16 protein-coding genes and 5 tRNA genes are annotated in these 21061 nt (G+C 66.2%); 20 read left to right on the top strand and 1 reads right to left on the bottom strand.

Translation table 11 applies throughout. From position 1 onward, the window contains the following. Positions 1–5: 5 nt before the first annotated feature. From LAJ50_RS15325 to ychF, 5 genes are all read left to right on the top strand, one after another. Positions 6–83, top strand: a tRNA-Gln gene (locus tag LAJ50_RS15325). Between the two features lie 147 nt (positions 84–230). Continuing rightward, positions 231–1190, top strand: coding sequence for a ribose-phosphate diphosphokinase (locus tag LAJ50_RS15320; RefSeq protein ID WP_138652897.1), 960 nt, complete (start codon positions 231–233; stop codon positions 1188–1190). Positions 1191–1355: 165 nt separating this feature from the next. Continuing rightward, positions 1356–2024 (top strand): 50S ribosomal protein L25/general stress protein Ctc, encoded by a 669-nt coding sequence (locus LAJ50_RS15315; RefSeq protein WP_130515932.1) that lies wholly within the window; start codon positions 1356–1358, stop codon positions 2022–2024. Positions 2025–2078: 54 nt separating this feature from the next. Next, the gene (gene pth, locus LAJ50_RS15310; protein ID WP_130549980.1) at positions 2079–2660 is read left to right on the top strand and encodes an aminoacyl-tRNA hydrolase; all 582 of its coding nucleotides are present in this window, start codon (positions 2079–2081) and stop codon (positions 2658–2660) included. 78 nt (positions 2661–2738) lie between these two features. Beyond that, positions 2739–3830 carry a redox-regulated ATPase YchF gene (ychF, locus tag LAJ50_RS15305; RefSeq protein WP_130515936.1) on the top strand — a complete coding sequence of 364 codons (1092 nt, stop codon included), beginning with the start codon at positions 2739–2741 and terminating at the stop codon, positions 3828–3830. A gap of 215 nt (positions 3831–4045) precedes the next feature. Here the strand turns inward: ychF and LAJ50_RS15300 are convergent, their stop codons facing one another. Further along, positions 4046–5206 (bottom strand): isovaleryl-CoA dehydrogenase, encoded by a 1161-nt coding sequence (locus LAJ50_RS15300; protein WP_138652899.1) that lies wholly within the window; start codon positions 5204–5206, stop codon positions 4046–4048. A gap of 307 nt (positions 5207–5513) precedes the next feature. Between LAJ50_RS15300 and LAJ50_RS15295 the strand changes: the two genes are divergently transcribed. The 15 genes from LAJ50_RS15295 (at position 5514) to rpsG (ending at position 20950) form a co-directional block, all read left to right on the top strand. Beyond that, positions 5514–5599, top strand: a tRNA-Tyr gene (locus tag LAJ50_RS15295). 29 nt (positions 5600–5628) lie between these two features. Next, positions 5629–5702 (top strand) — tRNA-Gly (locus tag LAJ50_RS15290). A 53-nt stretch (positions 5703–5755) separates the two neighbouring features. After that, a tRNA-Thr gene (locus LAJ50_RS15285) sits at positions 5756–5831 on the top strand. A 51-nt stretch (positions 5832–5882) separates the two neighbouring features. Beyond that, positions 5883–7073: an elongation factor Tu gene (gene tuf / locus LAJ50_RS15280; RefSeq protein ID WP_130515940.1), complete on the top strand. Its 1191-nt coding sequence runs from the start codon at positions 5883–5885 to the stop codon at positions 7071–7073. Between the two features lie 173 nt (positions 7074–7246). Beyond that, positions 7247–7322: transfer RNA gene (locus LAJ50_RS15275), tRNA-Trp, on the top strand. 59 nt (positions 7323–7381) lie between these two features. Continuing rightward, positions 7382–7774: a preprotein translocase subunit SecE gene (gene secE, locus LAJ50_RS15270; RefSeq protein ID WP_165424061.1), complete on the top strand. Its 393-nt coding sequence runs from the start codon at positions 7382–7384 to the stop codon at positions 7772–7774. Positions 7775–7787: 13 nt separating this feature from the next. Then, the gene (gene nusG, locus LAJ50_RS15265; RefSeq protein WP_130549977.1) at positions 7788–8345 is read left to right on the top strand and encodes a transcription termination/antitermination protein NusG; all 558 of its coding nucleotides are present in this window, start codon (positions 7788–7790) and stop codon (positions 8343–8345) included. 204 nt (positions 8346–8549) lie between these two features. Beyond that, positions 8550–8978, top strand: a complete 429-nt coding sequence (gene rplK / locus LAJ50_RS15260; protein ID WP_130515946.1) for a 50S ribosomal protein L11 — start codon at positions 8550–8552, stop codon at positions 8976–8978. 4 nt (positions 8979–8982) lie between these two features. Then, positions 8983–9681 carry a 50S ribosomal protein L1 gene (gene rplA, locus LAJ50_RS15255; protein WP_130549976.1) on the top strand — a complete coding sequence of 233 codons (699 nt, stop codon included), beginning with the start codon at positions 8983–8985 and terminating at the stop codon, positions 9679–9681. Positions 9682–10089: 408 nt separating this feature from the next. Next, the gene (gene rplJ / locus LAJ50_RS15250) at positions 10090–10626 is read left to right on the top strand and encodes a 50S ribosomal protein L10 (RefSeq protein ID WP_130549975.1); all 537 of its coding nucleotides are present in this window, start codon (positions 10090–10092) and stop codon (positions 10624–10626) included. A 42-nt stretch (positions 10627–10668) separates the two neighbouring features. Beyond that, entirely contained in the window at positions 10669–11037 is a 369-nt protein-coding gene (gene rplL / locus LAJ50_RS15245) for a 50S ribosomal protein L7/L12 (protein WP_130515951.1), read from the top strand. A gap of 297 nt (positions 11038–11334) precedes the next feature. Next, positions 11335–15528, top strand: coding sequence for a DNA-directed RNA polymerase subunit beta (gene rpoB / locus LAJ50_RS15240; RefSeq protein ID WP_130549974.1), 4194 nt, complete (start codon positions 11335–11337; stop codon positions 15526–15528). Between the two features lie 110 nt (positions 15529–15638). Further along, positions 15639–19862 (top strand): DNA-directed RNA polymerase subunit beta', encoded by a 4224-nt coding sequence (gene rpoC, locus LAJ50_RS15235; protein ID WP_130549973.1) that lies wholly within the window; start codon positions 15639–15641, stop codon positions 19860–19862. Positions 19863–20096: 234 nt separating this feature from the next. Further along, positions 20097–20471: a 30S ribosomal protein S12 gene (rpsL, locus tag LAJ50_RS15230; RefSeq protein WP_130515957.1), complete on the top strand. Its 375-nt coding sequence runs from the start codon at positions 20097–20099 to the stop codon at positions 20469–20471. 11 nt (positions 20472–20482) lie between these two features. Next, on the top strand, positions 20483–20950 hold the full coding sequence (gene rpsG, locus LAJ50_RS15225) for a 30S ribosomal protein S7 (protein ID WP_130515959.1): 468 nt from the start codon (positions 20483–20485) through the stop codon (positions 20948–20950). The last annotated feature ends 111 nt before the right edge of the window (positions 20951–21061 follow it).

Genomic DNA, 21061 nt, shown 5'->3' with positions numbered 1-21061 from the left:
TCCACTGGGGCGTCGCCAAGAGGCCTAAGGCACCGGGTTTTGATCCCGGCATTTCGTAGGTTCGAATCCTACCGCCCCAGCCAATGTCCTGAAGCATGCGCGCGCTGCCCGCGCCGGGTTGAGTCCGACCCGGGGCGCGCAAGGCGGTCATCGGTCTGCAGTGTCTGCAGCCCGGAGGTCGCGCACCGCCGTCCCCTTCCGCCTCCACGCCGCTGCCCCACGAGATTCCCATGCAAGACGATCGCAGCCTGCTGGTCTTTTCCGGCAACGCCAACAAGCCGCTGGCCCACAGCATCTGCCGCGAACTGGGCGTGCGTCCGGGCAAGGCGATGGTCTCGCGCTTCTCCGACGGCGAGGTGCAGGTGGAGATCGAGGAGAACGTGCGCCGGCAGGAGGTGTTCGTGATCCAGCCGACCTGCGCGCCCAGCGCCGAGAACCTGATGGAGCTGCTGGTGATCATCGACGCGCTCAAGCGCGCCAGCGCCGCCAGCGTCACCGCGGTGGTGCCGTACTTCGGCTACTCGCGCCAGGATCGCCGCCTGCGCTCCTCGCGCGTGCCGATCACCGCCAAGGTCGCCGCCAAGATGTTCAGCGCGGTCAATGCCGACCGCGTGCTGACCGTGGACCTGCACGCCGACCAGATCCAGGGCTTCTTCGACATCCCGGTGGACAACGTCTACGCCTCGCCGCTGCTGCTGGCCGACATCTGGCGCGCCTACGGCACCGACAAGATGATGGTGGTCTCGCCGGACGTGGGTGGCGTGGTCCGCGCCCGCGCGGTGGCCAAGCGCCTGGACGACGCGGAGCTGGCGATCATCGACAAGCGCCGTCCGCGCGCCAACGTGTCCACGGTGATGAACATCATCGGCGACGTCGAGGGCAAGGAGTGCGTGATGGTCGACGACATCGTCGACACCGCCGGCACCCTGTGCGCCGCCGCGGCCGCGCTGAAGGACCGGGGCGCAACCAAGGTCGCCGCCTACTGCACCCATCCGGTGCTGTCCGGCCCGGCCGTGGACAACCTCGACAAGTCGGTGCTGGACGAGCTGGTGGTCACCGACACCATCCCGCTGTCGGATGCGGCCAAGGGCTGCAGCAAGATCCGCCAGCTGTCGGTGGCCAGCATGCTGGCCGAGACCATCCGCCGCATCGCCTTCGGCGAATCGGTCAGCTCGCTGTACGTGGATTGAGGTCGGGATTGGGGATTGGGCATTGGTGATTCGCAAGGCGTTAGCGCGCTTGGCGAATCCCCAATCCCGAATGCCGAATCCCGGCCTTCCAACGACTCTCCTGGTCGCGGGAGAGTCGCATCGCCACCGCGAGGTGGCTTAACTCAAGCAAAGAAGTGAAAACCCATGGCAACGACACATGAAATCAAGGTGGAGCGCCGCGAGGACGGGGGGAAGGGTGCGAGCCGCCGCCTGCGTCACGCCGGTAGCGTCCCCGCCATCGTCTACGGTGGCGACCTCAAGCCGGTCAGCATCCAGCTGAGCCACAACGACGTCTGGCTGGCCAGCCAGCACGACTGGTTCTACTCCTCGATCCTCTCGCTGAGCCTCAACGGCGACGTGCAGAAGGTGCTGCTGCGTGACATGCAGCGCCATCCGTACAAGCAGCAGATCATGCACCTGGACTTCCAGCGCGTGAACGACAAGGAGTCCATCCGCACCGCCGTGCCGCTGCACTTCCTGGGCCAGGACACCTCGCCGGCCGGCAAGGCCGCCGACGTCGTGGTCGCCCACGAGCTCAACGAAGTCGTGGTCGAGTGCCTGCCGGGCGACCTGCCCGAGTTCATCGAGCTGGACCTGTCCAACCTGGCCGTCGGCGACGTGATCCACCTCTCGCAGCTCAAGCTGCCCAAGGGCGTGGAACTGCCGGAGCTGAAGCTGGGCGCCGAGCACGACGTGGCCGTGGTCACCGCCAAGTACGTCAAGGTCGAGGACGAGTCCGCCGAGGGCGAGGCGTCGGCCGACGTGCCGGCCGCCAAGGTCGCCGACGACAGCGAAGCCAAGGACGCCGAGTAACCGGACGCGCCGGGGCGCGCCAGCGGCGCGTCCCGGCGGTTCGGCGAACCTTCGATGGAAGGCGTGCGTCTCATCGTCGGGCTGGGCAATCCCGGACCCGAACACCTGCGGACCCGGCACAACGCCGGGTTCCGTTTTGTCGACACCCTCGCGATGCAGCTGGGCGCGCGCTTCGCCGTGGACGCCAAGCTGTTCGGCGAGACGGCCCAGGTCACCGTGGGCGGGCAGACGGTGCGCCTGCTCAAGCCGGCCACCTACATGAATCTATCGGGCAAGGCGGTGGTGGCGGCCCTGCGCTTCTGGAAGCTCGAGCCCGAGCAGGCGCTGCTGGTCCACGACGAACTGGACCTGCCGCCCGGCGTCGCACGCCTGAAGTTCGACGGCGGCCACGGCGGGCAGAACGGCCTGCGCGACACCATCAGGCTGCTGGGCCATGCGCGCTTCGGCCGTTTGCGCATCGGCATCGGCCATCCCGGCCACAAGGACAAGGTCACCGGCTGGGTGCTGGGCCGACCGGGCGCGGACGACGAAATCCTGATCGGCCGTGCGATCGACGACGCGCTGGACGTGCTGCCGCTGGCGGTGGCCGGCGATTTCAACGAGGCGATGAAGCGGTTGCATACGCAGGGCAAGTAGGGAATGGGGAATGGGGAATGGAAAGGCGGCTAGGCTTTCCAATTCCCTATTCCCGATTCTCCATTCCCGGATACACATATGGGCATCAAATGCGGCATCGTCGGCCTGCCGAACGTCGGCAAGTCGACCCTCTTCAACGCGTTGACCAAGGCGGGCATCGCCGCGGCCAACTTCCCGTTCTGCACCATCGAGCCCAACGTGGGCGTGGTGCCGGTGCCGGATCCGCGCCTGGGCGCGCTGGCCGAGATCGTCAAGCCGCAGCGGGTCGTGCCCACGGCGGTGGAGTTCGTCGACATCGCCGGCCTGGTCGCCGGTGCGGCCAGCGGTGAAGGGCTGGGCAACAAGTTCCTGGCGCACATCCGCGAGGTCGATGCGATCACCCACGTGGTGCGCTGCTTCGAGCATGGCGACATCATCCACGTGAACAACAAGGTCGATCCGATCTCGGACATCGAGACCATCGATACCGAGCTGGCGCTGGCCGACCTGGACAGCGTGGAGAAGGCGCTCAACCGCGCCGAGCGCGGCGCCAAGGGCGGCGACAAGGAGATGATCGCGCGCAAGCCGGTGCTGGAGAAGCTGCGCAAGGCGCTGGACGACGGCAAGCCCGGTCGTGCGGCCGGCCTGGACGAGGAGGAGAAGGCGCTGGTGCGCGACCTGTTCCTGCTGACCCTCAAGCCGGTGATGTACATCGCCAACGTGCTGGAGGACGGCTTCGAGAACAACCCGCACCTGGACGCCGTGCGCGCCCGTGCGCAGGCCGAGGGCGCCCAGGTGGTGCCGGTGTCGGCGGCGATCGAGGAGGAGCTCTCGCAGCTGGAGGACGCCGACCGCGACGCCTTCCTGGCCGACCTGGGCCTGGAAGAGCCCGGCCTGAACCGCGTGATCCGCGCCGCCTACCAGCTGCTCGGCCTGCAGACCTACTTCACCGCCGGCGTGCAGGAAGTGCGCGCGTGGACGGTCAAGGCCGGCTCGACGGCGCCCAAGGCGGCGGCGGTGATCCACACCGACTTCGAGAAGGGCTTCATCCGCGCCGAGACCATCGCCTACGACGATTTCATCAAGTACAAGGGCGAGGCCGGGGCCAAGGAAGCCGGGCGCCTGCGCCTGGAAGGCAAGGAGTACAAGGTGCAGGAGGGCGACATCCTGCACTTCCGCTTCAACGTCTGAAGCCTCGCGCGGCCGGGTGGGTCGCCATTGCCAGCCGTCATGAAAAGGTCGCGCACTGCGCGGCCTTTTCGTTGCATGCCCCTGGGAGTCGCGGACAGGCCTCCTGTCGTCGTTCCCGCGAACGCGGGAACCCGGCGACTTTGCGCAGTGAGCCAAGGGCGCTGGGCTCCGCCGACGCGGCAGGCGTCATCCTTTCCCGGATCCGTCCGGACCGCTCAATCCGAGCTCCCCACCAGCTCACGCCCGATCAGCATGCGCCGGATCTCCGAGGTGCCCGCGCCGATCTCGTACAGCTTGGCGTCGCGCCACAGCCGCCCGGTCGGGTACTCGTTGATGTAGCCGTTGCCGCCCAGCGCCTGGATCGCCTGTCCGGCCATCCAGGTGGCCTTCTCGGCGCTGTAGAGGATCGCCCCGGCCGCGTCCTTGCGCGTGCTGCGGCCGCGGTCGCAGGCGCGGGCCACCGCGTACACGTAGGCACGGCAGGCGTTGAAGCCCACGTACATGTCGGCCAGCTTGCCCTGCATCAGTTCGAACTCGCCGATCGGCCGGCCGAACTGCCGCCGCTGGCGGACGTAGGGCAGGACCGTGTCCAGGCACGCGGCCATGATCCCCAGCGGGCCGCCGGAGAGCACGATGCGCTCGTAGTCCAGGCCGGACATCAGCACCTTCACGCCCTGGCCCAGGCCGCCCAGGATGTTCTCCTCCGGCACTTCGCAGTCCTCGAACACCAGCTCGCAGGTGTTCGACCCGCGCATGCCCAGCTTGTCCAGCTTCTGCGCGGTCGAGAAGCCCTTGAACCCGCGTTCGACGATGAACGCCGTGATGCCGCGCGCCCCGGCCGCCGGATCGGTCTTGGCGTACACCACCAGCGTGTGCGCGTCGGGCCCGTTGGTGATCCACATCTTGGTGCCGTTGAGCAGGTAGCGGTCGCCGCGCCGGTCCGCGCGCAGCTTCATGCTGACCACGTCCGAGCCGGCCCCGGCCTCGCTCATCGCCAGCGCGCCGATGTGCTCGCCGCTGACGAGCTTGGGCAGGTAGCGCGCCTTCTGCGCGGCGTCGCCGTTCTTGCGCAGCTGGTTGACGCACAGGTTGGAGTGCGCGCCGTAGGACAGGCCGATGGCCGAGCACGCGCGCGAGATCTCCTCCATGGCCACCACGTGCGCCAGGTAGCCCAGCGCCGTGCCGCCGTATTCCTCCTCCACGGTCAGGCCGAGCAGGCCCATCTGCCCTAGCTGCGGCCACAGCGCGTTGGGAAAGGCGTTGTCGCGGTCGGCCTGGTCGGCCAGCGGGGCGATCACCTCGCTGGAAAACGTGCGCACGGCGTCGCGGAGCTGGTCGATGTCCTCGCCAAGCTCGAAGCTGAAATCCTGTGTCATGAGTCTCCGAAGTCAGGCGCCACGCCACGATTCGACGCGCTGCGCACCATACAGGCTGAAGACGACCGCCCGTGATGGCACGCCGCAGGGCAACATGGTGCTTCCCGTGGCGGCCATTGCCTGCCACAATGCGCGCCCCCGCGGCAGGCCGCCGCAGGGCTCGCCCTCGCAGGCGAGCGTGCGCCCGCTCCAGGCGCATCGGTGAATCGGGCCGGATCCTCGCGCAGTCGTTGACAGCACATCGATCCCACGCCAGAATCACCGGCTGTTTCACCCCGGCCCGAAAGGCCGGACCCAAGCGTCATCCGGAGGGATACCCAAGCGGCCAACGGGGGCAGACTGTAAATCTGCTGGCTTACGCCTTCGGTGGTTCGAATCCACCTCCCTCCACCAAGAAGTTCGAGCAGTTGCGGTATCCCGGCGCGGGAGTAGTTCAACGGTAGAACCTCAGCCTTCCAAGCTGATGGTGCGGGTTCGATTCCCGTCTCCCGCTCCATTGAACTGCCGCTCCGTCGTCGCCAGATGGTCCGCAGCTGCCACAGGTTTCACGCTCACGTAGCTCAGTCGGTAGAGCACCTCCTTGGTAAGGAGGAGGTCGAAGGTTCGATTCCTTTCGTGAGCACCATCCAAGCAGTACGTTTCACCCTCTTATCTAACGATCCGAGAAGAAGCAGCCATGGCAAAGGGTAAGTTCGAGCGCACCAAGCCGCACGTGAACGTGGGCACGATCGGTCACGTTGACCATGGCAAGACGACGCTGACGGCGGCGCTGACCAAGGTGGGCGCGGAGCGTTTCGGCGGCGAGTTCAAGGCCTACGACGCGATCGACGCGGCGCCGGAAGAGAAGGCGCGCGGCATCACGATTTCCACGGCGCACGTGGAATACGAATCGCCGAGCCGCCACTACGCGCACGTGGACTGCCCGGGCCACGCCGACTACGTGAAGAACATGATCACCGGCGCCGCCCAGATGGACGGTGCGATCCTGGTGTGCTCGGCCGCTGACGGCCCGATGCCGCAGACCCGCGAGCACATCCTGCTCTCGCGCCAGGTGGGCGTGCCGTACATCGTCGTGTTCCTGAACAAGGCCGACATGGTGGACGACGCCGAGCTGCTGGAGCTGGTGGAGATGGAAGTCCGCGAACTGCTGAGCAAGTACGAGTTCCCGGGCGACGACACCCCGATCATCCACGGTTCGGCCCGTCTGGCGCTGGAAGGCGACCAGTCGGAGATCGGCGTGCCGGCGATCCTGAAGCTGGTCGAGGCGCTGGACACCTGGATCCCGACCCCGGAGCGTGACGTCGACAAGGCGTTCCTGATGCCGGTGGAAGACGTGTTCTCGATCTCGGGCCGCGGCACCGTGGTGACCGGCCGTATCGAGCGCGGCGTGATCAAGGTGGGCGAGGAAATCGAGATCGTCGGTATCCGTCCGACCCAGAAGACGACCGTGACCGGCGTGGAAATGTTCCGCAAGCTGCTGGACCAGGGCCAGGCGGGCGACAACGCGGGCCTGCTGCTGCGCGGCACCAAGCGTGACGACGTGGAGCGCGGCCAGGTGCTGGCCAAGCCGGGTTCGATCACCCCGCACACCGAGTTCGAGGCCGAGGTGTACGTGCTGTCCAAGGACGAAGGTGGCCGTCACACGCCGTTCTTCAAGGGCTACCGTCCGCAGTTCTACTTCCGCACCACCGACATCACCGGTGCGATCGAGCTGCCGGAAGGCACCGAGATGGTGATGCCGGGCGACAACGTGAAGATGAAGGTCACGCTGATCAACCCGGTGGCGATGGACGAAGGCCTGCGCTTCGCGATCCGTGAAGGCGGCCGTACCGTCGGCGCCGGCGTGGTGGCCAAGATCATCAAGTGATGTGACGGCGCGCTCGCGCGCAAGCGCGAGCGCCTTTGCCGGAACGTCATCCCCGCGAAAGCGGGGATCCAGCGAGTCGGCATAGACGCACCAAGCTATCAGTCCCGCACCCGCGGGAGTCCACGCATCGGCACGGGCGAGTCTTTCGGTTCGCCGGTGCCTTTACAGTTCATACGCCAGTAGCTCAATTGGCAGAGCAGCGGTCTCCAAAACCGCAGGTTGGGGGTTCGAGTCCCTCCTGGCGTGCCACTGTCCAGATCGTCCCGCCGATGCAGGCGGTGCAGTGCAAGGCGGCACATCCAACCCGAATGAACAGCAAGATCCAACCATCCAAGGCGCCGACCACGTCCGCGGGCGATATCGCCAAGTACGTGGCGGCCGGGGCATTGGTCGTTGCCGGCCTGGTGGTGTGGTGGTGGTCTGCTGGCCAGTGGCCCACCCCGCTGCGCGCCCTGATCGTGATCGTCGGCCTGGTCGCCGGCGCGGCGGTGTTCGTCGCCACGGCCAAGGGCAAGGACACGGTGGAATTCCTGTCCGAGTCGCGCTTCGAGCTGCGCAAGGTGGTGTGGCCGACCCGTCAGGAGTCGCTGCGCATGACCTGGGTGGTGATGGTGGTGGTGGTGATCCTCAGCCTGATCCTGGCTGGCTTCGACTTCGCCATTCAGTGGCTGGTCGAAAAACTGTTCACGATGGGTCGTTGAGGAGATTTCGACAGTGAAGCGTTGGTACGTGGTACACGCCTATTCGGGCTTCGAGAAGTCGGTGGCACAGGCGCTGCGCGATCGCATCGTGCGCGACGGCATGCAGGATCGCTTCGGCGACGTGCTGGTGCCCACCGAGGAAGTGGTGGAGATGCGTTCGGGCCAGAAGCGCCGTTCCGAGCGCAAGTTCTTCCCGGGCTATGTGCTGGTCCAGATCGAGACCCACGACGAGGCCGGCATCCCGCGCATGGACAACGAGTCCTGGCATCTGGTGAAGGACACCAGCAAGGTCCTGGGCTTCATCGGCGGTACCGCCGATCGTCCCCTGCCGATCCGCGACGAAGAGGCCGCCGCCATCCTGGACCGTGTTCAGGAAGGCGTCGAGAAGCCGCGCCCGAAGGTGCTGTTCGAGCCGGGCGAGATGGTCCGCGTGGTCGACGGCCCGTTCAACGACTTCAACGGCGTGGTCGAGGAAGTCAATTACGAGAAGAGCCGCCTGCGCGTGGCGGTGCTCATCTTCGGCCGCTCCACCCCGGTGGAGCTGGAATTCGGCCAGGTCGAGAAGGCCTGAGCCCCGCCGCCGGCGCCACTTGCGCCGGACGGCCGAAAACCTGCTATAGTGCGCGGCTCCCTTGTCCGGTCGAGCCGGGCAACCGCAATGGCCGCCCTCGATGGCGGCCTTTGTCGCGAACGAGATACGCGATGTCGGGACGCGTGATTTTCCCGATCCGATGGGGAGCCTGATCCAAGGCGCTAGCACCCGGAGAGCATTGAAATGGCAAAGAAAGTTGTCGGTTACATCAAGCTGCAGGTGAAGGCCGGCCAGGCCAACCCCTCGCCGCCGGTCGGTCCTGCGCTGGGTCAGCGCGGCCTGAACATCATGGAGTTCTGCAAGGCGTTCAACGCGGCGACCTCCAAGCTCGAGCCGGGTCTGCCGACCCCGGTCATCATCACGGCCTATTCGGACCGCACGTTCACCTTCGTGACCAAGTCGACCCCGGCTTCGGTGCTGCTGAAGAAGGCCGTCGGCATCCAGTCCGGCTCCAAGCGCCCCAACACCGAGAAGGTGGGCAAGGTCACCCGCAAGCAGCTCGAGGACATCGCCAAGGCGAAGGAACCCGATCTGACCGCGGCCGACCTGGACGCGGCGGTGCGCACGATTGCGGGCTCGGCCCGTTCCATGGGTCTGACGGTCGAGGGCTAACGACATGGCAATGAACAAGCGACAGAAGGCCATCCTGGCCGCCGTGACCCCGGGCAAGGCGTATGCCTTCGAAGAGGCCGTGAACATCCTCAAGACCGCCGCCAAGGCCAAGTTCGTCGAGTCGATCGACGTGGCCGTGCGTCTGGGCGTGGATGCCAAGAAGTCCGACCAGCAGGTGCGCGGTTCGACCGTGCTGCCGGCCGGTACCGGCAAGTCGGTGCGCGTGGCGGTGTTCGCGCCGGCCGGCGCCAAGGCCGACGAGGCCCTGGCCGCTGGCGCCGAAGCCGTCGGCATGGACGATCTGGCCGAGAAGATGCAGGCCGGCGATCTGAACTACGACGTGGTCATCGCCACCCCGGACGCGATGCGCGTGGTCGGCAAGCTGGGTCAGGTCCTGGGCCCGCGCGGCCTGATGCCGAACCCGAAGGTCGGCACCGTCTCGCCGAACCCGGCCGAAGCGGTGAAGAACGCCAAGTCGGGTCAGGTGCGCTACCGCACCGACAAGGCCGGCATCATCCACTGCACCATCGGCAAGGCCTCCTTCGAGGACGAAGCCCTGAAGAACAACCTGCAGGCCCTGCTGGCCGACCTGGTCAAGGCCAAGCCCTCGACCGCCAAGGGTCAGTACCTGCAGAAGATCTCGATCAGCTCGACCATGGGCCCCGGCGTGACCGTGGACCAGTCCTCGCTGAATCTGAAGTAAGAAAGACGGGAGCGCGTAGCGGGGCAGGGCGACGAGTCAAGGCAAAGCAAAAGCGCCGGCCACTCGTTTCTCGATCCCCGCCATGTGTTCCCGCGTTTGGGGGCGATCTGCGGTGCGAGCCGCAGAAAGCCGTCAAAGACCGCAGGTGCGGTCAGCGCGCTCCGACGACGGGCAGGGAAGCTCGGTCCTGGCAGGGATTCGGCGTCGGCGCTAGCGGGACTGCTTGATTGGCCTGGTGCCAGCCCGCGCAGATGGTGCCGCCTTCATCGGTTTCTGGTCTTGCTTCGCGCAGGCCAGTTGATAAGGCCACCAGTGGGACGCGAAGGCGTCCCCGGCGTCCAGGACGGACGCTGCCCTGGACCGCAAGCGGCAGGAGCCGTGAGCGGAGTTCACAATGAGGAGTGATTAATGGCTCTCAATCTGTCCCAGAAGCAAGAAGTTGTCGCCGAGCTGGCAGACGTCGCCGCCAAGGCGCACTCCTTGATCGCCGCCGAGTACGCAGGCACCACGGTTTCCCAGATGACCGCGATGCGCAAGCAGGCGCGCGAGTCCGGCGTGTACCTGCGCGTGGTCAAGAACACCTTGGCCGCCCGTGCTGTCGAAGGTACCGAATACGAGTGCGCCAAGGACTCGCTGGTCGGTCCGCTGCTGTACGCGTTCTCGACCGAGGAGCCCGGCGCTGCCGGTCGCCTGATCAAGGAATTCGCCAAGTCCAACGACAAGCTGCAGCCCAAGGTTGTGGCCGTGGGCGGCCAGCTGTATCCGGCCAGCCACGTCGACGTGCTGGCTTCGCTGCCGACCCGCGATCAGGCCCTGGCCATGCTGGCCCGCGTCCTGGCCGAACCCGTCACGATGTTCGCCCGCGCCATCAAGGCCGTGGCCGATCAGCAGGGCGGTGGCGATGCAGCGCCGGCCGAGGCGGAAGCCCCGGCTGAAACGGCCTGATTCCCGTATCCCATTCCAGAAATTTGACCGAAGGTAAACACAATGTCCCTGTCCACCGAGCAGATCGTCGACGCCATCGCTGAAAAGACCCTCATGGAGATCATGGAGCTGGTCAAGGCGATCGAAGACAAGTTTGGCGTCTCCGCCGCCGCCCCGGTTGCCGTTGCCGCCGCCGCTGGCCCGGCCGCCGCCGTCGAAGAGCAGACCGAGTTCAACATCATCCTGAAGGACGCCGGCGCCAAGAAGGTCGACGTCATCAAGGCCGTCCGCGCCATCACCGGCCTGGGCCTGAAGGAAGCCAAGGACCTCACCGAGGCCGGTGGCGTCCTGAAGGAAGGCGTCTCGAAGGAAGATGCCGAGAAGATGAAGAAGGACCTCGAGGCCGCTGGCGCGACCGTCGAAGTGAAGTAATTGCAATTCGTCGCCTAGTTCCATCGGCGACACCCAAAGGCCGGGGGCGAAAGCCCCTGGCCTTCGGTCGTTGTTGAAAAAGCAGTCCGCAACACGCAGTTGGCAACACAGCTGGCCGTTCGTTGTTCCGCCGCATCGCGGCGAGAAAATCCACGAGTTGGTAGTTGGAAGTAGCGGGAGATGGCGTGCTGGTGCCGGCAATACCAGCGACTTCCAACTGACAGTTCTTCCCATTCGAAAGAATGTTCCCCCGGGTACCGCGCATGCGTGGTCCCCCGATGCCAGAGGCAATGTCCCATGTCGACGACATACTCGTTCACCGAAAAGAAGCGCATCCGCAAGGACTTCGGCAAGCAGCGGTCGATCCTCGAGGTCCCGTTCCTGCTCGCCATCCAGGTCGATTCCTACCGCGAGTTCCTGCAGGAGCACGTTGACGCCGCCAAGCGCGAGGACCGTGGCCTGCACGCCGCGCTCAAGTCCGTGTTCCCGATCTCCAGCTACTCCGGCAACGCCGCGCTGGAATACGTCGGCTACAAGCTGGGCGAGCCGGCGTTCGACGAGCGCGAGTGCCGTCAGCGTGGCATGAGCTACGGCGCGCCGCTGCGCGTGACCGTGCGCCTGGTCATCTACGACCGCGAGTCCTCGACCAAGGCCATCAAGTACGTGAAGGAGCAGGAGGTCTATCTGGGCGAGATCCCGCTCATGACCGACAACGGCACCTTCATCGTCAACGGCACCGAGCGCGTCATCGTCTCCCAGCTGCATCGCTCGCCGGGCGTGTTCTTCGACCACGACCGCGGCAAGACCCACAGCTCGGGCAAGCTGCTGTACAGCGCCCGCATCATCCCTTACCGCGGCTCCTGGCTGGACTTCGAGTTCGACCCGAAGGACGCGCTGTTCACCCGTATCGACCGCCGCCGCAAGCTGCCGGTGTCGATCCTGCTGCGCGCGCTGGGCTACTCCAACGAGGAGATGCTCAACCACTTCTTCGAGATCAACACCTTCCACATCGACCCGAAGGAAGGCGTGCAGCTTGAGCTGGTGCCCGAGCGCCTGCGCGGCGAGACCCTGAACTTCGACCTGGCCGATGGCGACAAGGTCATCGTCGAGGCCGGCAAGCGCATCACCGCGCGTCACGTCAAGCAGCTGGAGGCCTCGGGCATCGCCGCGCTGGCCGTGCCCGACGAGTACCTGGTGGGTCGCATCCTGTCGCACGACGTGGTCGATGCCTCGACCGGCGAACTGCTGGCCAACGCCAACGACGAGATCACCGACGACCAGCTGGCCGCCTTCCGCAAGGCCGGCGTCGAGGTCGTGGGCACGCTGTGGGTGAACGATCTGGATCGTGGCCCGTACCTGTCCAACACCCTGCGCATCGACCCGACCAAGACCCAGCTCGAGGCCCTGGTCGAGATCTACCGCATGATGCGTCCGGGCGAGCCGCCGACCAAGGACGCCGCGCAGAACCTGTTCCACAACCTGTTCTTCACCTTCGAGCGCTACGACCTGTCGGCCGTGGGCCGGATGAAGTTCAACCGCCGCGTGGGCCGCAAGGAAACCACCGGTGAGTCGGTGCTGTACGACCACAAGTACTTCAGCGTGCGCAACGACGAGGAATCCAAGCGCCTGGTCGCCACCAACGGCCAGAGCTCGGACATCCTGGACGTGATCTCGGTCCTGACCGAGATCCGCAACGGCCGCGGTGGGGTCGACGACATCGATCACCTGGGCAACCGTCGCGTGCGTTCGGTCGGCGAAATGGCCGAGAACGTGTTCCGCGTGGGCCTGGTCCGCGTCGAGCGCGCGGTCAAGGAGCGCCTGTCGATGGCCGAGTCCGAAGGCCTGACCCCGCAGGAGCTGATCAACGCCAAGCCGGTGGCCGCCGCGATCAAGGAGTTCTTCGGCTCCTCGCAGCTGTCCCAGTTCATGGACCAGAACAACCCGCTGTCGGAAGTCACGCACAAGCGTCGCGTCTCGGCGCTGGGCCCGGGCGGCCTGACCCGCGAGCGCGCCGGCTTCGAAGTGCGCGACGTGCACCCGACTCACTACGGCCGCGTCTGCACCATCGAGACGCCGGAAGGCCCGAACATCGGCCTGATCAACTCGCTGGCGGTGTATGCCCGCACCAACGCCTACGGCTTCCTCGAGACGCCGTACCGCAAGGTCGTGGACGGCCGCATCACCGACGAGATCGAGTACCTGTCGGCGATCGAGGAGAACGAGTACGTCATCGCCCAGGCCAATGCGCTCAGCGATGCCAAGAACCAGCTGACCGAGCAGTTCGTGCCGTGCCGCTTCCAGGGCGAGTCGCTGCTCAAGCCGCCGTCGGACGTGGACTTCATGGACGTCTCGCCCATGCAGACCGTCTCCATCGCCGCGGCGCTGGTGCCGTTCCTGGAGCACGACGACGCCAACCGCGCGCTGATGGGCGCCAACATGCAGCGCCAGGCCGTGCCGACGCTGCGTGCGCAGAAGCCGCTGGTCGGCACCGGCATCGAGCGCGCCGTGGCGCGCGACTCGGGCGTGACGGTCAACGCCCGTCGCGGCGGTGAGGTGGTGCAGATCGACGCGGCCCGCATCGTGGTCAAGATCAACGAGGACGAGATCTCCGGCGAGCACGATGCCGGCGTGGATATCTACAACCTGATCAAGTACACCCGCTCCAACCAGAACACCTGCATCAACCAGCGTCCGCTGGTGAATGTGGGCGACGTGGTGGCGCGCGGCGACGTGCTGGCCGACGGTCCGTCCACCGACATCGGCGAACTGGCCCTGGGCCAGAACATGCTGATCGCGTTCATGCCGTGGAACGGCTACAACTTCGAGGACTCCATCCTGCTCTCCGAGCGCGTGGTGGAAGAGGATCGCTACACCACGATCCACATCGAGGAACTGACCGTCCAGGCGCGCGACACCAAGCTGGGGCCGGAGGAAATCTCGGCCGACATCCCGAACGTCTCGGAGAGCGCGCTGAACCGCCTCGACGAGTCCGGCGTGGTGTACATCGGCGCCGAGGTGCGCGCCGGCGACATCCTGGTGGGCAAGGTCACGCCGAAGGGCGAGAGCCAGCTGACCCCGGAAGAGAAGCTGCTGCGCGCGATCTTCGGCGAGAAGGCCTCGGACGTGAAGGACAGCTCGCTGCGCGTGCCCCCGGGCATGGATGGCGTGGTCATCGACGTGCAGGTGTTCACCCGCGACGGCATCGAGAAGGACAAGCGCGCGCGCCAGATCGAGGATTCCGAGATCAAGCGCGTCAAGAAGGACTTCGACGACCAGTTCCGCATCCTGGAGAACGCGATCTTCGCCCGCCTGCGCTCGCAGCTGGTCGGCAAGGTGGCCAACGGCGGTGCCGGCCTGAAGAAGGGCGACACCATCACCGACGCCTACCTGGACGGCCTGAAGAAGGCCGACTGGTTCGCCATCCGCATGAAGGATGACGACGCGGCCGACGCCATCGAGCGTGCGCAGAAGCAGGTCCAGGCGCACGAGAAGGAGTTCGAGCGTCGCTTCGCCGACAAGCGCGGCAAGATCACCCAGGGCGACGACCTCGCGCCGGGCGTGCTGAAGATGGTCAAGGTGTTCCTGGCCGTGAAGCGCCGCATCCAGCCGGGCGACAAGATGGCCGGCCGTCACGGCAACAAGGGCGTGGTCTCCAACGTGGTGCCGGTCGAGGACATGCCGTACATGGCCAATGGCCAGACCGTGGACATCGTGCTGAACCCGCTGGGCGTGCCCTCGCGCATGAACATCGGCCAGATCCTCGAGGTGCACCTGGGCTGGGCCGCCAAGGGCCTGGGCAAGCGCATCCAGACGATGCTGGAGCAGCAGCGCGCGGTCAGCGAGCTGCGCGCGTTCCTGGCCAAGGTCTACAACCACGACAAGGCCCTGGCCGGCGATCGTGTGGACCTGGACCAGTTCAGCGATGACGAGCTGATCGGCCTGGCGCAGAACCTCACCGACGGCGTGCCGATGGCCACCCCGGTGTTCGACGGCGCCCACGAGGACGAGCTGCGCGAGATGCTCAACCTGGCCTATCCGGACGGCGATGCGGAGACCGAACTGCTCGGCTTCAACGCCAGCAAGACGCAGATGCAGCTGTACGACGGCCGCACCGGCGAGGCGTTCGATCGCAAGACCACGGTCGGCTACATGCACTACCTGAAGCTGAACCACCTGGTCGACGACAAGATGCACGCCCGTTCCACCGGCCCGTACTCGCTGGTCACCCAGCAGCCGCTGGGCGGCAAGGCGCAGTTCGGCGGCCAGCGCTTCGGCGAAATGGAAGTCTGGGCGCTGGAGGCCTACGGCGCGGCGCACACCCTGCAGGAAATGCTGACCGTCAAGTCGGACGACGTGCAGGGCCGCAACCAGATGTACAAGAACATCGTCGATGGCGAACACGAGATGGTCGCGGGCATGCCGGAGTCCTTCAACGTCCTGGTGAAGGAAATCCGCTCGCTGGCCATCAACATGGAGCTGGAAGACAACTGAGGTTCGGGATTGGAGATTCGGGATCGGGGAGTGGCGCAAGCCGCTCCCGCGCTCCCGGATCCTCGCTCTGACGAATCCCCAATCTCGAATTCCGAATCCCGGAGAAACTCATGAAAGACCTGCTCAACCTCTTCAACCAGCAGCGCCAGACCCTGGACTTCGACGCGATCAAGATCGCGCTGGCGTCGCCGGATCTGATCCGCTCCTGGTCCTTCGGCGAAGTGAAGAAGCCGGAAACCATCAACTACCGGACCTTCAAGCCCGAGCGTGACGGCCTGTTCTGCGCCGCCATCTTCGGACCGATCAAGGACTACGAGTGCCTGTGCGGCAAGTACAAGCGCATGAAGCACCGCGGCGTGGTCTGCGAGAAGTGCGGCACCGAGGTGACCCTGGCCAAGGTGCGCCGCGAGCGCATGGGCCACATCGATCTGGCCTCGCCGGTCGCGCACATCTGGTTCCTCAAGTCGCTGCCCTCGCGCATCGGCCTGATGCTGGACATGACCCTGCGCGACATCGAGCGCGTGCTGTACTTCGAAGCCTACGTGGTGACCGAGCCGGGCCTGACCCCGCTGGAAAGCCGCCAGCTGCTGACCGAAGAGCAGTACCTGACCGCGCGCCAGGAGCATGGCGATGACTTCGACGCCGCCATGGGCGCCGAGGCCGTGTTCGAACTGCTGCGCCATATCGACCTGCAGGCCGAGATGGTCAAACTGCGCGAGGAAATCGCCAGCACCGGTTCGGAGACCAAGCTCAAGCGTCTGACCAAGCGCATCAAGCTGGTCGAGGCCTTCCTGGAGTCCGGCAACCGTCCGGAGTGGATGGTCATGACCGTGCTGCCGGTGCTGCCGCCGGACCTGCGCCCGCTGGTGCCCCTGGACGGTGGCCGCTTCGCGACCTCCGACCTGAACGACCTGTACCGCCGCGTCATCAACCGCAACAACCGCCTGCGCCGCCTGTTGGAGCTCAACGCGCCGGACATCATCGTGCGCAACGAAAAGCGCATGCTGCAGGAATCGGTCGACGCGCTGATGGACAACGGCCGTCGCGGTCGCGCCATCACCGGCACCAACAAGCGTCCGCTGAAGTCGCTGGCCGACATGATCAAGGGCAAGCAGGGCCGGTTCCGCCAGAACCTGCTCGGCAAGCGCGTGGACTACTCGGGCCGTTCGGTCATCGTGGTCGGTCCGTACCTCAAGCTGCACCAGTGCGGCCTGCCCAAGAAGATGGCGCTGGAGCTGTTCAAGCCGTTCGTGTTCGCCAAGCTGCAGCGTCGCGGCCTGGCCACCACGATCAAGGCCGCCAAGAAGCTGGTCGAGCGCGAGGAAGGCGAGGTCTGGGACATCCTGGAAGAAGTCATCCGTGAGCACCCGGTGCTGCTGAACCGCGCCCCGACCCTGCACCGCCTGGGCATCCAGGCGTTCGAGCCGGTACTGATCGAGGGCAAGGCCATCCAGCTGCACCCGCTGGTCTGCACCGCGTTCAACGCCGACTTCGACGGCGACCAGATGGCCGTGCACGTGCCGCTTTCGCTGGAAGCCCAGCTGGAAGCGCGCGCGCTGATGATGTCGTCCAACAACATCCTCTCCCCGGCCAACGGCGAGCCGATCATCGTGCCCTCGCAGGACGTGGTGCTGGGTCTGTACTACATGACCCGCGCCCTGGAGAACAAGGCGGGCGAGGGCATGGCGTTCGCCAACATCGCCGAGGTCAAGCGCGCCTACGACAACCGCGTGGTCGAGCTGCACGCCAAGGTCAAGGTGCGCATCACCGAGACGGTGATCGCCGATGACGGCAGCCGCAGCAAGAAGACCTCGATCGTGGACACCACGGTCGGGCGCGCGCTGCTGGCCGAGATCCTGCCCGACGGCCTGCCGTTCGCGCTGGCCAACACCGACCTGACCAAGAAGAACATCTCGCGTCTGATCAACTCCAGCTACCGTCAGCTGGGCCTGAAGGACACGGTCGTGTTCGCCGACAAGCTGATGTACACCGGCTTCGCCTACGCCACCCGCGCGGGCGTGTCGATCGGCATCGACGACATGGTCATCCCGGACGAGAAGAAGGGCATCCTGGGCGAGGCCGAGCAGGAAGTGCTGGAGATCCAGGAGCAGTACCAGTCCGGTCTGGTCACCGCCGGCGAGCGCTACAACAAGGTCGTGGACATCTGGTCGCGCACCAACGAGCGCATCGCCAAGGCGATGATGGACACCATCGGTACCGACAAGGTGCTCAACGCCAAGGGCGAGACCATCAACGAGAAGTCGATGAACTCGCTGTACATCATGGCCGACTCCGGCGCGCGTGGTAGTCAGGCGCAGATCCGCCAGCTGGCCGGCATGCGCGGCCTGATGGCGCGTCCGGATGGTTCGATCATCGAGACGCCGATCAAGGCGAACTTCCGCGAAGGCCTGAACGTGCAGGAGTACTTCAACTCCACCCACGGCGCCCGCAAGGGCCTGGCCGATACCGCGCTGAAGACCGCCAACTCCGGTTACCTGACCCGTCGCCTGGTCGACGTGGCGCAGGACGTGGTGATCACCGAGGTCGATTGCGGCACCACCGAAGGCCTGACCATGACCCCGATCGTGGAAGGCGGCGACGTGGTCGAGCCGCTGAAGGACCGCGTGCTGGGCCGCATCGTGGCCGAGGACGTGTTCCTGCCCGGCAACGACGAGGATCCGATCGTCACCCGCAACACGCTGCTGGACGAGGCTTGGGTGCAGAAGCTGGAAGATGCCGGCGTGCAGATGGTGAAGGTCCGTTCGACCATCACCTGCGCCTCGGACTTCGGCGTGTGCTCGCACTGCTATGGCCGCGACCTGGCCCGTGGCCACATCGTCAACATCGGCGAAGCGGTCGGCGTCATCGCCGCCCAGTCGATCGGCGAGCCCGGCACGCAGCTGACCATGCGCACGTTCCACATCGGTGGTGCCGCTTCGCGTGCTGCCGCCGTGGACAACATCACGGTCAAGACCACCGGTTCGGTCAAGTTCAACAACCTCAAGTCGGTCGAGCACGCCAACGGTTCGCTGGTGGCGGTGTCGCGTTCGGGCGAACTGTCGGTGCTGGACGCCCACGGCCGCGAGCGCGAGCGCTACAAGCTGCCCTACGGCGCCACCATCACCGTCAAGGACGGCGATGCGGTCAAGGCCGGCCAGACCGTGGCCAACTGGGATCCGCATAACCACCCGATCGTGTCGGAAGTGGCCGGTTTCGTGCGCTTCGTGGACTTCGTCGACGGCATCACCGTCATCGAGAAGACCGACGAACTGACCGGTCTGGCCTCGCGTGAGATCACCGATCCCAAGCGTCGTGGCTCGCAGGGCAAGGACCTGCGTCCGCTGGTGCGCATCGTCGACAAGGACGGCAAGGATCTGTCGATCCCCGGCACCGACATGCCGGCCCAGTACCTGCTGCCGCCGCGTTCGGTGGTCAACCTGCAGGACGGCGCCGCCGTCGGCGTGGGCGACGTGGTCACCAAGGTGCCGCAGGAAGCGTCCAAGACCCGCGACATCACCGGTGGTCTGCCGCGCGTGGCCGACCTGTTCGAGGCGCGCAAGCCCAAGGATCCGGCGATCCTGGCCGAGCGCTCGGGCGTGATCAGCTTCGGCAAGGACACCAAGGGCAAGCAGCGCCTGATCATCAAGGACACCGACGGCAACGAGCACGAGGAGCTGATTCCCAAGTTCCGCCAGATCATCGTGTTCGAAGGCGAGCACGTGGCCAAGGGCGAGACCATCGTGGACGGCGAGCCGAGCCCGCAGGACATCCTGCGCCTGCTGGGGGTCGAGCCGCTGGCCGCGTACCTGGTCAAGGAAATCCAGGACGTCTACCGCCTGCAGGGCGTGAAGATCAACGACAAGCACATCGAGGTGATCACCCGCCAGATGCTGCGCAAGGTGGAGATCACCGACGCGGGCAACAGCAAGTTCCTGGCGGGCGAGCAGGTCGAGAAGCAGCGCGTGATCGAGGAGAACGCCAAGCTGGTGGCCCGCAACGAGCTGCCCGCGCAGTACGAGCCGGTCCTGCTGGGCATCACCAAGGCCTCGCTGGCGACCGAGTCGTTCATCTCCGCGGCCTCCTTCCAGGAGACCACCCGCGTGCTGACCGAGGCGGCCGTGCGCGGCACCCGCGACAGCCTGCGTGGCCTGAAGGAGAACGTGATCGTCGGCCGTCTGATCCCGGCCGGCACCGGCCTGACCTACCACAGCCAGCGCCGCCGCAACGCCTCGGGCCTGACCGAGTCGGAGATGGCCGCCCTGTCCGGGCCGGTGACCGCCGAGGCCGTGGCCGAAGGTGGCGAAGCCGAGTCGGAAAGCAGCACCGAGCAGTAAGCCTAAGCAAGACGGGCCGGCCCCGCGGGGCCGGCCCGACCAAGCGGAAGGGGGTGCAGGATGCGCCCCGTATCCCGGCCTGGGACCGGCCAGACGGCAGTTGAGGGATTCGTCGGTTGACGACAAATTCCGCTGCCAGCTATACTCTCCTGTCTCGGCAGGCCGCATCTACGGCCTGCCGTCGTTTTCACGCAAAAGGCCCGGCGTCACGGCCTTCATCCAAAGAATCCAAAGATGGCAACGATCAACCAGCTGGTCCGCAAGCCGCGGCAGGCGACGACCTACAAGAGCGCCTCGCCGGCACTCGACAACTGTCCGCAGCGCCGCGGCGTCTGCACGCGCGTCTACACCACCACGCCCAAGAAGCCGAACTCGGCGCTGCGCAAGGTGGCCAAGGTGCGCCTGACCAACCAGGAAGAAGTCATCAGCTACATCGGTGGCGAAGGGCACAACCTGCAGGAGCACTCGGTGGTGCTGATCCGCGGCGGTCGCGTCAAGGACCTGCCGGGCGTGCGTTACCACACCGTGCGCGGTTCGCTCGATGCCGCCGGCGTCGCCAAGCGCCGCCAGGCCCGTTCCAAGTACGGCGCCAAGCGTCCGAAGAGCTAAGGGAATAAGACATGTCTCGTAAAGGTTCCGCGCCGCAGCGCACCGTTCTGCCCGATCCCAAGCACGGCAGCCACACCATCGCCCGCTTCATCAACATGGTGATGCTGAGCGGCAAGAAGTCCGTGGCCGAGAAGATCGTCTACGGCGCCATGGACGTCATCGGCGAAAAGAATCCCAACGCCCTCGAGCTGGTCGAGAAGGCGCTGGACAACGTCGCGCCGGCCGTCGAGGTCAAGTCGCGCCGCGTCGGTGGTGCCACCTATCAGGTGCCGGTCGAAGTGCGCGCCTCGCGCCGCCTGGCCCTGGCCATGCGCTGGCTGATCGAGTCGGCGCGCAAGCGTGGCGAGAACACCATGCCGCGCAAGCTGGCCGCCGAACTGATCGACGCCTCCGAGAACCGTGGCGGCGCCATCAAGAAGCGTGAAGAAACCCACCGCATGGCCGAAGCCAACAAGGCCTTCGCGCACTATCGCTGGTAAGGCAATGCCGGGGCCTTGAATCTTCGGGCCCCAGGCGCCATTTAGGCGCCACACAACGCGCTGATCATCGCGCACGACAGCGAAAGCCGCCCCCGGGCGGCATTCGGTCTT

The sequence above is a fragment of the Pseudoxanthomonas sp. X-1 genome (assembly GCF_020042665.1).
Lineage (GTDB): Bacteria > Pseudomonadota > Gammaproteobacteria > Xanthomonadales > Xanthomonadaceae > Pseudoxanthomonas_A > Pseudoxanthomonas_A spadix_A.
Note: the sequence above shows the minus strand (reverse complement) of the source record. Positions and strands in the feature narration are given on the sequence as shown.

What these genes read in the sequence shown, in the direction of transcription:
- LAJ50_RS15320 (WP_138652897.1), top strand. Translation starts at nt 231, where the DNA reads ATGCAAGACGATCGCAGCCTGCTGGTCTTTTCCGGCAACGCCAACAAG.
- LAJ50_RS15315 (WP_130515932.1), top strand. Translation starts at nt 1,356, where the DNA reads ATGGCAACGACACATGAAATCAAGGTGGAGCGCCGCGAGGACGGGGGG.
- pth (WP_130549980.1), top strand. Translation starts at nt 2,079, where the DNA reads ATGGAAGGCGTGCGTCTCATCGTCGGGCTGGGCAATCCCGGACCCGAA.
- ychF (WP_130515936.1), top strand. Translation starts at nt 2,739, where the DNA reads ATGGGCATCAAATGCGGCATCGTCGGCCTGCCGAACGTCGGCAAGTCG.
- LAJ50_RS15300 (WP_138652899.1), bottom strand. Translation starts at nt 5,206, where the DNA reads ATGACACAGGATTTCAGCTTCGAGCTTGGCGAGGACATCGACCAGCTC.
- tuf (WP_130515940.1), top strand. Translation starts at nt 5,883, where the DNA reads ATGGCAAAGGGTAAGTTCGAGCGCACCAAGCCGCACGTGAACGTGGGC.
- secE (WP_165424061.1), top strand. Translation starts at nt 7,382, where the DNA reads ATGAACAGCAAGATCCAACCATCCAAGGCGCCGACCACGTCCGCGGGC.
- rplK (WP_130515946.1), top strand. Translation starts at nt 8,550, where the DNA reads ATGGCAAAGAAAGTTGTCGGTTACATCAAGCTGCAGGTGAAGGCCGGC.
- rplA (WP_130549976.1), top strand. Translation starts at nt 8,983, where the DNA reads ATGGCAATGAACAAGCGACAGAAGGCCATCCTGGCCGCCGTGACCCCG.
- rplJ (WP_130549975.1), top strand. Translation starts at nt 10,090, where the DNA reads ATGGCTCTCAATCTGTCCCAGAAGCAAGAAGTTGTCGCCGAGCTGGCA.
- rplL (WP_130515951.1), top strand. Translation starts at nt 10,669, where the DNA reads ATGTCCCTGTCCACCGAGCAGATCGTCGACGCCATCGCTGAAAAGACC.
- rpoB (WP_130549974.1), top strand. Translation starts at nt 11,335, where the DNA reads ATGTCGACGACATACTCGTTCACCGAAAAGAAGCGCATCCGCAAGGAC.
- rpoC (WP_130549973.1), top strand. Translation starts at nt 15,639, where the DNA reads ATGAAAGACCTGCTCAACCTCTTCAACCAGCAGCGCCAGACCCTGGAC.
- rpsL (WP_130515957.1), top strand. Translation starts at nt 20,097, where the DNA reads ATGGCAACGATCAACCAGCTGGTCCGCAAGCCGCGGCAGGCGACGACC.
- rpsG (WP_130515959.1), top strand. Translation starts at nt 20,483, where the DNA reads ATGTCTCGTAAAGGTTCCGCGCCGCAGCGCACCGTTCTGCCCGATCCC.